Annotated in this window: 10 protein-coding genes; all 10 read right to left on the bottom strand. The window is 70.9% G+C overall.

Features of this window, described 5'->3' with window-relative positions:
* Positions 1-41 precede the first annotated feature (41 nt).
* The 10 genes from sucD to AC2D9U_RS17625 all read right to left on the bottom strand — a co-directional run bounded on the left by sucD (position 42) and on the right by AC2D9U_RS17625 (position 12,900).
* Entirely contained in the window at positions 42-938 is an 897-nt protein-coding gene (gene sucD, locus AC2D9U_RS17670; RefSeq protein WP_484751508.1) for a succinate--CoA ligase subunit alpha, read from the bottom strand.
* Position 939: 1 nt separating this feature from the next.
* On the bottom strand, positions 940-2,133 hold the full coding sequence (gene sucC / locus AC2D9U_RS17665; RefSeq protein ID WP_484751506.1) for an ADP-forming succinate--CoA ligase subunit beta: 1,194 nt from the start codon (positions 2,131-2,133) through the stop codon (positions 940-942).
* Between the two features lie 34 nt (positions 2,134-2,167).
* Positions 2,168-3,121: a malate dehydrogenase gene (mdh, locus tag AC2D9U_RS17660; RefSeq protein ID WP_484751503.1), complete on the bottom strand. Its 954-nt coding sequence runs from the start codon at positions 3,119-3,121 to the stop codon at positions 2,168-2,170.
* 128 nt (positions 3,122-3,249) lie between these two features.
* Positions 3,250-3,600, bottom strand: coding sequence for a hypothetical protein (locus AC2D9U_RS17655; protein ID WP_484751501.1), 351 nt, complete (start codon positions 3,598-3,600; stop codon positions 3,250-3,252).
* A gap of 138 nt (positions 3,601-3,738) precedes the next feature.
* Positions 3,739-5,148: an adenosylhomocysteinase gene (ahcY, locus tag AC2D9U_RS17650; RefSeq protein ID WP_484751499.1), complete on the bottom strand. Its 1,410-nt coding sequence runs from the start codon at positions 5,146-5,148 to the stop codon at positions 3,739-3,741.
* A gap of 120 nt (positions 5,149-5,268) precedes the next feature.
* Positions 5,269-5,889, bottom strand: a complete 621-nt coding sequence (locus AC2D9U_RS17645; RefSeq protein ID WP_484751496.1) for an ankyrin repeat domain-containing protein — start codon at positions 5,887-5,889, stop codon at positions 5,269-5,271.
* A 41-nt stretch (positions 5,890-5,930) separates the two neighbouring features.
* The gene (locus AC2D9U_RS17640) at positions 5,931-8,105 is read right to left on the bottom strand and encodes a hypothetical protein (RefSeq protein ID WP_484751493.1); all 2,175 of its coding nucleotides are present in this window, start codon (positions 8,103-8,105) and stop codon (positions 5,931-5,933) included.
* A 151-nt stretch (positions 8,106-8,256) separates the two neighbouring features.
* A complete protein-coding gene (locus AC2D9U_RS17635; protein WP_484751491.1) occupies positions 8,257-11,007 on the bottom strand; it encodes a DUF4159 domain-containing protein in 2,751 nt (916 codons plus the stop codon).
* Positions 11,007-11,903 carry a DUF58 domain-containing protein gene (locus AC2D9U_RS17630; RefSeq protein WP_484751489.1) on the bottom strand — a complete coding sequence of 299 codons (897 nt, stop codon included), beginning with the start codon at positions 11,901-11,903 and terminating at the stop codon, positions 11,007-11,009. The genes AC2D9U_RS17635 and AC2D9U_RS17630 overlap by 1 nt, the downstream gene beginning before the upstream one ends.
* Positions 11,896-12,900, bottom strand: a complete 1,005-nt coding sequence (locus AC2D9U_RS17625; RefSeq protein ID WP_484751487.1) for an AAA family ATPase — start codon at positions 12,898-12,900, stop codon at positions 11,896-11,898. Before AC2D9U_RS17625 ends, AC2D9U_RS17630 begins: the two co-directional genes overlap by 8 nt.
* Positions 12,901-13,163 lie beyond the last annotated feature (263 nt).

The following is a 13,163-nucleotide window of genomic DNA, read 5'->3' as shown; positions in this document are numbered from 1 at the left end:
GGGCAGGCCCCCCTGCGGGGCGCCGCCCTGCGCGCGCCGCCCTATTTGCGCAGCGCCTTCACCATCGTCGAGCCCAGCGAGGAGGGGCTGTCGGCGACATGGATGCCCGCGGCCTTCATCGCCGCCATCTTGGCCTCGGCCGTGTCCTTGCCGCCCGAGATCACCGCGCCCGCATGGCCCATGCGGCGGCCCGGGGGCGCCGTGGCGCCGGCGATGAAGCCGACCACGGGCTTGTTCGGCTTGCCGGGGCCGAAATTGTTCGCCGCCAGGTATTCCGCGCCGATCACCTCGGACTGCCCGCCGATCTCGCCGATCATGATGATCGACTCCGTCTCCGGGTCCTTGAGGAACATCTCGAGCACGTCGATGAAGTCCATGCCCTTCACCGGGTCGCCGCCGATGCCGACGCAGGTGGACTGGCCCAGCCCCGCCGCCGTGGTCTGCGCCACAGCCTCATAGGTCAAGGTGCCGGAGCGGCTGACGATGCCCACCGAGCCGCGCCGGTGGATATGGCCCGGCATGATGCCGATCTTGCAGGCGTCTGGCGTGATCACGCCCGGGCAGTTCGGCCCCACCAGGCGCGACTTCGAGCCATCCAGCGCGCGCTTCACCTTTACCATGTCGAGCACGGGAATGCCCTCGGTGATGCAGATGATGAGCGGCAGTTCGGCGTCGATCGCCTCGAGGATGGCATCCGCCGCGAAGGGGGCGGGCACGTAGATGACCGAGGCGTTGGCGCCGGTGGCCGCCACGCATTCGGCCACCGTGTTGAACACCGGCAGGTTGAGCTCGGGATGCATGGTCCCGCCCTTGCCGGGCGTCGTGCCGCCGACATAGGTGGAGCCGTAGGCGATGCCCTGGGAGGCATGGAAGGTGCCCTGGGCGCCGGTGAAGCCCTGGGTCATGACGCGCGTCGAGGCGTCGATCAGAACGGCCATGTCAGTGCCCCTTGACCGCGGCGACAACCTTCTGGGCCGCGTCCGCAAGATTGTCGGCCGCGATGATCGCGAGCCCCGACTCGGCCAGGATCTTCTTGCCGAGCTCGACATTCGTGCCCTCGAGCCGCACGACCAGCGGCACGCTGAGCGAGAGGTTCTTCGAGGCCTCGACGATGCCGTTGGCGATCATGTCGCACTTCGCGATGCCGCCGAAGATGTTGACCAGGATCGCCTTGACGTTGGCGTCGGAGGTGATGATCCGGAACGCCTCGGTCACGCGCGCCGCATTCGCCGTGCCGCCGACATCGAGGAAGTTCGCCGGCGAGGAGCCGTAGAGCTTGATGATGTCCATCGTGGCCATGGCCAGACCCGCGCCGTTCACCATGCAGCCGATCTCGCCGTCGAGCGCGACATAGTTCAGGTCGTTCTTGACCGCGTCGAGCTCCTTGGGGTCCATCTCGCTGTCGTCGCGCAGCGCCTCGAGGTCCTTGTGGCGGAACAGCGCGCTGTCGTCGAAGGACACCTTGGCGTCCAGCGCCACGATCTCGCCCTTGCCGGTCACGACCAGCGGGTTGATCTCGACGATGCCGCAATCGAGCTCGAGGAAGGCGCCGTAGAGCGCGGTCACGAACTTCTGGAAGCTCGCCACCTGCTTGCCCTCGAGGCCAAGGGCGTAGGCCAGCTTGCGCGCATGGAAGCCGGAGATGCCCGAGGCCGGGTCGATCGCCACCTTCAGGATCTTCTCGGGGTGGTTGTGCGCCACCTCCTCGATCTCCATGCCGCCCTCGGTCGAGGCCATGATGGTGACGCGCGAGGTCTCGCGGTCCACCAGCAGGCCCAGATAGAGCTCGCGCTTGATGTCGCAGCCATCCTCGACATAGACGCGCGAGACGAGCTTGCCGGCCTCGCCGGTCTGCTTGGTGACGAGCACCTTGCCGATCATCGCCTCGGCCGCGGCCTTCACGTCGTCCAGCGACTTCACCACACGCACGCCGCCCTTGCCGTTCGGGTCATTGGCGAAGCGCCCGGCGCCGCGGCCGCCGGCATGGATCTGCGACTTCACCACATAGACCGGCCCAGGAAGCTTGGCGGCACCCGCCACGGCTTCCTCGGCAGTCCAGGCGACATGGCCATCGAGCACCGTCACGCCGTAGCGGCGCAGCAGCTCCTTGGCCTGGTATTCATGGATGTTCATCCGCTGGGCTCCAGCAAGGGTTACGCGCGCGCGTTCAGACGCCGAGCTTCTTGAAATCCTCGATGAGCTTCTTCACCGCGTCGCAGGATTTGTCGAAGGCGGCCTTCTCGGCCTCGGTGAACTGCACCTCCATGATGCGTTCCACGCCACCAGCGCCGATCACCACCGGCACGCCGACGTAGAAATCGTTCTGCCCGTATTCACCGTTCAGCATCACGGCGCAGGGCAGCACGCGCTTCTTGTCGAGCAGGTAGCTCTCGGCCATCGCGATCGCCGAGGCGGCGGGCGCGTAGAAGGCGCTGCCCTTCTCCAGCAGCTTCACGATCTCGCCGCCGCCATTGGCGGTGCGCGTCACGATCGCGTCGATCTTCTCCTGCGTCGTCCAGCCCATCTTGATCAGGTCCGGCACCGGCACGCCGGCCACCGTGGAGTAGCGCGTCAGCGGCACCATCGTGTCGCCATGCCCGCCCAGCACGAAGGCCGTCACATCTTCCACCGAGACGCCGAATTCCTGCGCCAGGAACAGGCGGAAGCGCGCGCTGTCCAGCACGCCGGCCATGCCCACCACCTTGTGCGCCGGCAGGCCAGAGCGCTGCTGCAGCACCCACACCATGACATCGAGCGGATTGGTGATGCAGATGACGAAGGCGTTCGGGCAATGGGTCTTGATGCCCTCGGCCACCTGGCCGATCACACCGGCATTCTTGGTCAGCAAATCGTCGCGGCTCATGCCCGGCATGCGGGGGAAGCCGGCGGTGACGATCACGACATCGCTGCCCGCGATGGCGCTGTAGTCGCCGGTCCCGACCATGTGGCTGTCGAAGCCATCCACCGGCCCGGACTGCATGATATCCAGCGCCTTGCCGGCGGCCACGCCCGGGAAAACGTCGAACATGACGACGTCGCCGAGCTCCTTCAGCCCGATCAGATGGGCGAGCGTGCCCCCGATATTGCCGGCGCCGATGAGCGCAATTTTCTTGCGGGCCATGAAACGGTCCTCGACCTTGCCCCAGGCTTTGACGGGCCTAGTGGCGGTATTGCGGTTTTTCAAGTGTGCGGTGCACACCCGGCCCGGTTCCTACTCCCGCCCGGCGCCTCCGGCAAGGCGGTGCGGCGTCAATGCCCGCCGCGGGTCTGCATCGGCGCCAGCGCGTAGCGACTGGCCGCGCGGCGCAGCAGGGAGCCGATGACAAGGAAAACCAGCGAGGTCAGCATCAGCACGCCGCACCAGACCAGCATGCTGTAGAGGCTGGCGCCCACCAGGCGCGGCCCGTAATTGGCGAAGACGCCCAGGACCAGCGCCATCAGCAGGCCGAACAGGCCGGCCGCCATGCAGACCATGGCCACGCCATCGGTCAGCGCCGCCAGGAAGGCAAGCGGGCGGGAGGAGGTGGCGGACAGGCCATCCCCCAGGCTCTTGGCCATCAGGTAGAGGAAGATGCCGACAATCAGAATCCAGACCCACATCCCGAAGGCACCCTAGCTGGTTCGCTTGCGCTCGATGATGCGGGGGGAGCCGGCCGGCGGCAAGGCCGAAGGCTCGTGCCCTCCCCCGACCAAGGGGGAGGGGAGGGCCGGTGAAGGGGGCGCAAGCCCCCTCCCGTCTCAGTAGCGGTACTGCTCGGCCTTGAAGGGGCCCTGCTCCGGCACGCCGATATAGCCGGCCTGCTGCGGGCTGAGCTTGGTCAGCTTCGCGCCGACCTTGGCCAGGTGAAGCGCGGCCACCTTCTCGTCCAGGTGCTTGGGCAGCACATAGACCTTCTTCTCGTACTTGCCGGGGTTCGCCCACAGCTCGATCTGCGCCAGCGTCTGGTTGGTGAAGGACGCCGACATCACGAAGGAGGGGTGGCCCGTGGCGTTGCCGAGGTTCACCAGGCGGCCCTCGGAGAGCAGGATGATGCGCTTGCCGGTCGGGAACTCGATCTCGTCCACCTGCGGCTTCACATTGTCCCACTTGTAGTTGCGCAGCGCCGCGACCTGGATCTCGCTGTCGAAGTGGCCGATGTTGCACACGATCGCCCGGTGCTTCATCGCGCGCATGTGGTCGGCGGTGATGACGTCCACATTGCCGGTGGCGGTGACGAAGATGTCGGCGACCGGGGCGGCCTCCTCCATGGTCACCACCTGGTAGCCTTCCATCGCCGCCTGCAGCGCGCAGATCGGATCGACCTCGGAGACCATGACCCGGCAGCCGGCGTTGCGCAGCGAAGCGGCCGAACCCTTGCCCACATCGCCGAAGCCCGCGACCATCGCGATCTTGCCGGCCATCATCACGTCGGTGCCGCGGCGGATCGCATCCACCAGCGATTCGCGGCAGCCATAGAGGTTGTCGAACTTCGACTTGGTGACGCTGTCATTCACGTTGATGGCCGGGAAGAGCAGCTTGCCCTCCTTCGCCATCACGTAGAGGCGGTGCACGCCCGTGGTCGTCTCTTCCGACACGCCGACGATGTTCTTGGCGAGTTCGGCGAACCAGCCGGGCTTGGTCTTCACCAGCTTCTTGATCAGCGCGAAGAAGACCTCTTCTTCCTCATTGGTCGGCTTCTCGAGGAAGGCGGTGTCGCCCTGCTCGGCGCGCAGGCCGTAATGCACCAGCAGCGTCATGTCGCCGCCATCGTCGAGCAGGACGTTGGGCGTGCCGCCATCGGCCCATTCCAGGGTCTTCTGCACATAGTCCCAGTAGTCCACCAGCGTCTCGCCCTTGATGGCGAAGACCGGGGTGCCGGCGGCGGCGATGGCGGCCGCGGCATGGTCCTGGGTCGAGAAGATGTTGCACGACGACCAGCGGACATCGGCGCCCAGATGCTTGAGCGTCTCGATCAGCACGGCGGTCTGGATCGTCATGTGCAGGCAGCCCGCGATGCGCGCCCCCTTCAGCGGCTGGCTGGCACCGTATTCGGCCCGCACCGCCATCAGGCCGGGCATCTCGTCCTCGGCCATGTTGATCTCCTTGCGGCCCCAGCCGGCGAGGGAGATGTCCTTGACGATGTAGTCGGCGGCAGCGGTGCTGGACATGGTGCTCTCTTGATCCTGACGTGCAATGGCCCGGCGGGTAGCACGGGCTGACGCGCAGGCCAAGAGGCGCCGCTAAGTCATAAGGATATGTTTATGTCTGGCGAAAGAGTCGCCAGCCCTTCAGCCGCGCCCGCCCCGCGCCCCGCCAGGCGGCTGGCTGCCCGCCGGCCGGCCCGCATCGAAGCCGAGGAAGCCGATCTCCGGTCGGGGCGCACCCCCATCGCCGGCCCAGAGCCGTGCCGTCCGGGGGGCCTGGGGGGCCGGCGGCGCCGAAAGCTGGCGGGGCTGCGGGCGGGAGGCCGGCGTGGCCGGGGAGGGCCGCACCAGCGCCGTCGGTGCATCCGCAGGCAGCGGCCGCCCGGCCTCGCGGGCGGAGAGCAGGAAGAAGGCGATTTCATTCCGCCCCTGATCCACCGCCGCATCCAGGGCGGTGAGGCCGAGCGCATTGCGCGACTGCAGATTGGCCCCGCGCGAGACGGCGTCGCGCGCCGCGGCAAGGTCGCCGCGGTTCACCGCATCGAACAGGGCCTCATTGGGCGAGAGGTTGGCCGAGGGATCCGCATCGATCGGCGCGGGCGCCGAACGCGTGGCAAGCCCGGGCAGCGCCGGCGCCGGGCCGGCTTGCGGGCGCGCCTGCTGGTTCGGCCGGATCATGCCGGGGGTGCCGGATTGCGCGGCGGCCTCGGCGATCGGGAGCGCCAGGAAGGCCGCGAGGGTAAGCAGGCGGGGCAGGGTCTTCATGCCCGGAAACTAGGCCGAACGGCGATGGGCCGGAAGGGCTCTCAGCGTCCCTCCCGGCGCCAGGCCAGCAGCGCCAGCCCCAGGATCAGCGGCAGTGCCGCCCAGGGCGGGAGCAGCGGGAGCGCGGTGATGCCGGTCACCGTATGGTCGGCATTGCGGCGCAGCCCGATCCAGCCCGGCCCCGGCGTCGCACCGCCATGCGAATCGCGACCTGCCGCGACCCGGCGCAATTCCGGCACGGCCGGCACCGCTTCACTGCCGAGCCAGCGCAGCCCGCCGGCGCTGGCGGCGACGAGCGGGGCCAGGGGGCCGGCATCGGCGCGCAGATCGGCAACCTCCAGGGGATTGGGCGCCTCGGCGGCGGCGAAGGCGGTGCGGCGGCCATCCGCGACCTGCCAGACACCGGCCTGGGTCGCCGCCATCTCGACCACGGCGCGTCCCCCGCGCGGCTCGGGCCGGTGGCGGGTGATCGAGCCGTCGGGGGCGGTGACGGTGATCTCGGGCGCCGGCCCGGCCTCGATGCTGCGGCGGACGGCGCTGAGCTGGCCGTGCTCGATCCGCGCGGTGAGGTCCTCTTCCTCCAGCTCGGGCTCCTTCATCGCCCAATGCGCGATCCGGCGGAGCAATTCCTGCTGCGGCCCGCCGCCATCATGGGCGCGCGACCAGAGCCAGATCTGATCGGACAGCAGCAGCGCCACCCGGCCTTCCCCGACGCGGTCGAGTTGCATCAACGGCACGCCGCCCGGCCCTTGCATCAGCGTGGCGCCAGCCCGTGGCTCGGCGCGCATGGCGCGGTACCACCGGCCCCAGCTGGCATCGGCGAGCGGCCCGCCGCCGGCGTTCCAGGTATTGGCGCCGGGCAGGTTCTCCGTCACCGGATGGCGGGCGCCCATCTCGGTGACCAGGGGGCGGAAGGGCTGTTCGATCAGCCCGGTCTGCGCCGCCTGCGCGCCGGTCGGCGGGCGCGCCGGCAGGATCTGGCCAAGCGGTGTGGCAGCTAGGCTGGTGGGACCGACGAATTCCGGCCCGACGGAGAGCAGCAGCGCCCCGCCGCCGCGCACGTAGTCGGCGATGTTGCGCAGATAGACCGGCGGCAGCAGGCCGCGATTGCCGAAGCGGTCGAAGATGATCAGGTCGAACTCGCGCAGCTTCACCTGGAACAGCTCGCGCACCGGGAAGGCGATCAGGGCGAGTTCCTGCAGGGGCGTCAGGTCATCCTTCTCCGGCGGGCGAAGAATGGTGAAGTGGACGAGATCGACATTCGGGTCGGCCTTCAGCAGCCGGCGCCAGGTGCGTTGGCCGGCATGGGGCTCGCCGCTCACCAGCAGCACGCGCAACCGGTCCCGTACCCCGTTGATCGACACCACGGCACGGTTGTTGAGGTCACTGACCTCGCCGGGCCGGGTTTCGGCGGTGAGTTCCACCACCGTCTGCCCGCCGCGCTCGATCGGCACGACGATGCGGTGCTCACGCCCCACGGGCACGCTCTCGACACGCGGTGCCTGGCCATCGCGCCGGATGGTCAGCCGCGCCGCCCCGGCTCCGCCCGGGCTGGCTGGCGCGCCGAGATCCTCGACCACCACGCGCAGCTCGACAGGGCGGCCGACGATGCCGAAGCCCGGCGCCTCGACCACGCGGATGCGGCGATCCACCTCGCCCGGCCGACCAGGCAGCAGCAGGTGGAAGGGCGCATCCAGGGCGGGTGCTGCGGGCATGTCATGCACCTGCCCGTCGCTCAGCGCGATCACGCCGGCGAGGCGCGCGCGGGGAATGTCGGCCAGCGCGCGTTCGAGCGCGGCGTGCAGCCGCGTGCCCTGGTTGCCGCCCTCCGGCGCCTCGACCGTCCGCAGTTCCAGTTCCGGCAGGCGCCGCGCGCGGGCCTCGAGTTGCTCGCGCGCCGCGGTGATCTGTGCCTCGCGCGGGCCGAGCATGGCGGAGGCGCTGCGATCGACCAGCAGCAGGGCGATGTCCGGCCGCGTCTCGCGCGTTTCCTCGACCAGGCGCGGATTGGCGAGTGCCAGCAGCAGCACCGCGAAGGCGGCGCCGCGCAAGAGCGCCCCGCGCGCCGGGCGGATCAGCCGCCTTGTGCCATCGGCGTCGCGCGCGACCCGCACCAGGGCCGGCAGCAGCGCCAGGATCGCCAGCGCGCCCAGGCCGAGCAGCAGCCACAGCGGGATGACGGGTGCGAAGTCGATACCGGCGAAGGCCTGTCTCATGTCATGCCCTCAAGCGGCGGGCGCGCGCCCCGCGCGCTTGCCTTGCGCGCCGTCGTGCCGAAGGCTCGCCCCCGACGCGACGCGCTGATGCGCTGCTGCGCGAGGGCGGTCTGTGCGCGGGGCCGCTTTGCGGCCCGAACCCGGGAAGCGTTCAATTGCCCAACCTCTCCAGGATGGCCGGCACATGCACCTGGTCGCCCTTGTAGTTGCCGGTGAGCGCGTACATCACGAGGTTGGTGCCGAAGCGATAGGCGAGCACGCGCTGCCGCGCCCCGCCGGGGATCGCCGCATAGGGGTTGTTGCCGCGGGCATCGATCGCCCAGGCCGCCGCCCAGTCATGGCCGCCGATGATCACCGGGCTCACGCTGTCATTTGCCCGGTCCTGCTCGCGTGCCACCCAGACCGTGCCGCCGACGAAGCGACCGGGCAGATCTTGCAGCAGGTAGAAGGCACGCTTCAGGACATGCTCTTCCGGCACCGGCATCAGCGGCGGCACGGAGAGGTCGCGCGTGACGCGGCGCAGGGCGGCGCGGGCGCCGGGCGCATAGCCCTCGCCCGAACCTTCGTCGCGCGTGTCGAACAGGATGATGCCGCCCTGGCGCATGAAGCCGTTCAGCGCCGCGGCCGCGGCGGCGGAGGGCGGCTGCGCGTCCGGCAGAACCGGCCAGTAGAGCAGCGGAAAGAAGGAGAGGTCGTCGGCGCCCGGCGTCACCGCGATCGGTTCGGCGAGAGCCGCCGCGGTGCGGCGATTGACGAAATCCGACAGGCCGATGAGGCCCGTGCGGCTGATCTCATCCACCTGCGGATCGCCGGTGACGACATAGCCGAGGCGCGTCGCGATTGCCGCCGCCCCCTCCAGCCCTTGCCCCTGCGCCGGCAGGCCGAGGCCAAGCGCCAGGAGGACCACCGCCGCGCGCGCGCTGATGGTCGCGCGGCCCAGCGCGCCGCGAAGCCACAGCGAGGCCAGCAGGTCCATCGCCAGCAACACCAGGGCGCCGGCCAGCAGCCAGGGGCCGAGGTCGCGCTCGGCCGGCACGCCGCCGATGCCGGTCAACTGCGCCGAGGCGGGTGGCGCGGTCATCACGCGCGGCGCCGGCACCCCCGCACCCAGGTTCAGCGCGCGCCGATGCGCCGCCTCGCCGGAGGAACCGCTGCCGTACCAGCCAGGCGGATGGCGCGGAGAGGGCACCTCGCTCTCGATCCGCGCCGCGCCGATCGGCTGCGCGCCGGGGGCGGGCGGGCCAAGCCGGCCGAAGCCGTCGAGTGTCTCGAAGGGGGCCAGCGGGGCTTCGCCCTCCGCCCCGGTCACGCCGACGGAAAGCGCAACCAGCCGGCGCAGCATGTCCACGAACAGGCCCGAGAGCGGCAGGTTCGACCACTCGGCATTGGCGGTGACGTGGAAGAGCACGATCCGCCCGGCGCCGCGATTCTCGAAGGTCACGAGCGGCGTGCCGTCCGACAGCCGGGCCCAGGTCCGCCCGGTCAGCCGGGCCGAGGGCTCGGCCAGCACCTGCCGTTCGACCGTCACCTCGGGCGGTGGCAGCAGGCCCTGGAAGGGCGAGCCTTCCGGGAAGGGGGCCAGCGTCTGCGGCCGCTCCCAGGACAGCGCGCCGCCGATCTGGCGCTCGCCCGCGCGCAGCGGCACGGGCAGCAGCGGGTCCGGCGCCTCCGCCACCCGAGCGCCGGCGAAGCGCACCAGCGTGCCGCCCGCTTCCACCCAGCGCGCCAGGGCTTCCCGCTCGCGGCCCTCGGCGACGGGGCGATCCGCCAGCACCAGCACCGAGAGGCTGCGAGCCAGCAGGGCTTCCACCGGGCCGCGCCGGATCTCGGCATGGGGGGACAGCGCACGGTCGAGGTAGAAGAGTTCGCCGATCAGCGGCACGTCGGCGGCCGCTTCCTCGCCGCCCGCGATCAGCCCCACGGGCCGGCGGCGGAAGCGTTCATCCAGCAGCACGGTGGCGTTCGCGCCGACCACCCCCTCCAGGTCCAGCCGGACCACCTGGTTGCGCAACTCGATGGGCAGGGGCATCGCGACCCCCGCCTCTCGCGCCCCGGCGGGGATGGCGATGACGGCGCGATCCAGCGTGCGGCCATCGCCGGTGCGCGCCAACACCACGGCTTCGCTCGGCACGGGCAGGGGGGTGGTGCGCAGGGTCAGCAGCAGCCGATCGGCCTCGGCGCGCGGTGGCGGCAGCAGGCGGGTGGGTCGGCCCTCGCTGCGTGCAAGCGTCAGGGCGCCGCCCGCGGCCAGCGCCTCGGCAAGCGGGGTGAAGGCGTTGCCCGAGCCATCCTCGCCGGGACTATGCTCCAGCCCATCGGCCACATAGAGCGCCCCGAACCCCCCCGGATGCTGGGCCCGCCAGGCGGCCAGCGCCTCGAGCGCCGCGGCGCGGTCCGGCGCCCAGGGCTTGGGCCGCAGCGCGGCGAGGCGCGCGCGCAATTCCTGGGCGGGCATCAGGCCGGTCATGCGCGGCGCATCGGCCAATGCCGGGGCGGCGGTCAGCAGCAGCGCGGTGCGACGGTCTTCGCGCGCGGCGGCATCAAGCGCGGCCTCGGCGGCGGCGATCCGGTCCGGCCAATCGGCGGCGGCGGCCCAGCCATCATCAAGGACGATGAGCAGGGGCCCCTGGCCGCCCGTGCCGGCACTGGGCCCCCAGACAGGCCGCGCCAGACCGATGATGATCAACGCCGCCGCGGCGAGGCGCAGTGCCAACAGCCACCAGGGCGTGCGCGAGGGCGTCTCTTCCGGCGCCGGCAGGTCGGCGAGCAGGCCGATGGCCGGAAAGCTCTGGCGCCTGGGGGCGGGCGGCGTGACCCGCAGCAGCCACCACAGCAGCGGCAGCAGCGGCAGCGCCAGGAGCAGCCAGGGCGCGGCGAAGGAGAGAGAGCCGATCGCGAGCATCAGCCGGGTGCCAGGATCTGGTGCAGCGCCAGCAGCGCAACTTCCGGGGGTTGGTCGGTGTGATGCACGGCGAAGCTCCAGCCTGCGGCCTGGGCCAGGGCCGCCAGCCCCGCCCGGTGGCGCGCCACGCGCTCGGCATAGACCTCGCGCACCGACTCGACGCGCGGGACCAGCGCCGCAAGCGCCGTGCCGGCGACCTCCTCGAAGCGGATCCGCCCCGTATAGGGCAGCGATTCCTCCGCCGGGTCGGTGACCTGCAGCAGGTGGCCGCGTACCCCTTGCTGCGCCAGCAGCCCGATGGCGCGGCGGGTTTCCTCAAGCGGCGCCCAGAAATCGCCCAGAAGCACGGCGCGGGCATGTCGGGCGAGGCGCGCATCCACCGGCTCGGCGGCCATCTGGCCCAGCCCCTCGGCCACGGCGGGAAGGGCGCTGCGCCCGGCATAGGGGCGCGGCAGGCCGAACAGCCGCACGCGCTCTCCCCCGCGCAGCAGCAATGAGGAGAGCGCCAGCAGCAGCAGCGTCGCCCGCAGGGATTTCGCCGGCAGGTTGGGGCTGGAGCGCCAGGCCATGCCGGGTCCGGTGGCGCACCACAGGGCCACGGTCTGCGCGGCCTCCCATTCCGTCTCGCGCACGAAGAGCCGGTCGGATTTGGCGGATTGGCGCCAATCGATGCGGGTATCGCCAGCCACGTAGGGGCGGAATTGCCAGAAGGCCTCACCCGGCCCGGCGCGGCGGCGGCCATGGACGCCGGGCATCACGGTGGCGGCCACGCGCTCGGCCTCCACCAGCAGGGGCGGAAGCCGGGCGCCGATCTGCTCGGCCCAGGGGATGGTGACCTGGGCGGCCCGCCGCGCCGGGTCGCGCGGGCCGGTCTTCTGGGGGGCCGGGTCAGCCAAGCTGCGCCTTCAGCACATCGATGATCTCCGACAGCCGCACGCCATCCGCCCGCGCCGAGAAGTTCAGCGCCATGCGGTGCCGCAGCACGGGCTCGGCAAGGGCCAGCACATCCTCCACGCTGGGGGCGAGCCGCCCCTCGAGCACGGCGCGCGCGCGGGTGGCGAGCATCAGCGCCTGCGCCGCGCGCGGGCCCGGGCCGTAGGCGAGGTTGCGGCGCACTTCCTCCAGTTCGGTGGTCTCGGGCCGGGCGGAACGGACCAGCTTGAGGATCGCCTCCAGCACCTGCTCGCCCACTGGCAGGCGGCGGATCAGGCCCTGGGCGGCGATCAGCTCGGCGGCGCTCATCGCCGGCTGGGCCTTGGCCTCTTTCGCGCCGGTGGTGGCCAGCAGCATGGCGCGCTCGGCGGCGAGGTCGGGGTAGCTGACATCGATCTCGAGCAGGAAGCGATCGAGCTGGGCTTCGGGCAGCGGATAGGTGCCTTCCTGCTCGATCGGGTTCTGCGTTGCCAGCACATGGAAGGGCGCGGGCAGGGGGTGGATCTCGCCGGCGATCGCCACCTTGTGCTCCTGCATCGCCTGCAGCAGCGCCGATTGGGTGCGCGGGCTGGCGCGGTTGATCTCGTCCGCCATCAGCAACTGGCCGAAGATCGGGCCCTTGATGAAGCGGAAGGCGCGCCGGCCATGCGCGTCCTCTTCCAGCACTTCCGAGCCCAGGATGTCAGAGGGCATCAGGTCTGGCGTGAACTGCACCCGCTTGGCATCCAGCCCGAGCACCGTGCCGAGGGTTTCCACCAGCTTGGTCTTGCCCAGGCCGGGCACGCCGACCAGCAGCACATGGCCACCCGAGAGCAGGGTGATGAGCGTGCGCTCCACCACCGTCTCCTGGCCGAAGATGACGCGACCCACCCCTTCGCGGACACGACCCAGGCGCTGGGCGAGGGATTCAGCTTCCCGCACCAGAGTTTCAGCTTCGAGGGCATCCGCTACTTCAACCATGCGGGTCGGGCTCCCTATATGCGTGCCACGGATATGGGGCGAGGATGCACTTCGCCCACCCGTCGCGCCACTGTCGCGTTGCTGCGATGCGATATTTCGCGCAACGGGTTCCGGGCAGCGGCCGGGTGTCGGGCTGGGGAGCCTGGGCATGTCCGAACAGCGGGGAACTTCCTGCCCGCAGGATCGATGGGTGCAGTGGCGATGAGCGAAGGCCAAGCGGAAAAGACGGTCCAGGGCATGGCGGTGCCCGGCCTCTCCATGCC

This window comes from Roseomonas sp. TF40 (genome assembly GCF_057219975.1).
The sequence above is the reverse complement of the archived record's forward strand: the minus strand, read 5'-3'. Positions and strand labels throughout refer to the sequence as shown.

Coding starts and splice junctions, on each gene's coding strand:
- sucD (WP_484751508.1), bottom strand. CDS start 938: ATGGCCGTTCTGATCGACGCCTCGACGCGCGTCATGACCCAGGGCTTC.
- ahcY (WP_484751499.1), bottom strand. CDS start 5,148: ATGTCCAGCACCGCTGCCGCCGACTACATCGTCAAGGACATCTCCCTC.
- AC2D9U_RS17635 (WP_484751491.1), bottom strand. CDS start 11,007: ATGCTCGCGATCGGCTCTCTCTCCTTCGCCGCGCCCTGGCTGCTCCTG.
- AC2D9U_RS17655 (WP_484751501.1), bottom strand. CDS start 3,600: ATGTGGGTCTGGATTCTGATTGTCGGCATCTTCCTCTACCTGATGGCC.
- AC2D9U_RS17625 (WP_484751487.1), bottom strand. CDS start 12,900: ATGGTTGAAGTAGCGGATGCCCTCGAAGCTGAAACTCTGGTGCGGGAA.
- sucC (WP_484751506.1), bottom strand. CDS start 2,133: ATGAACATCCATGAATACCAGGCCAAGGAGCTGCTGCGCCGCTACGGC.
- AC2D9U_RS17640 (WP_484751493.1), bottom strand. CDS start 8,105: ATGAGACAGGCCTTCGCCGGTATCGACTTCGCACCCGTCATCCCGCTG.
- mdh (WP_484751503.1), bottom strand. CDS start 3,121: ATGGCCCGCAAGAAAATTGCGCTCATCGGCGCCGGCAATATCGGGGGC.
- AC2D9U_RS17645 (WP_484751496.1), bottom strand. CDS start 5,889: ATGAAGACCCTGCCCCGCCTGCTTACCCTCGCGGCCTTCCTGGCGCTC.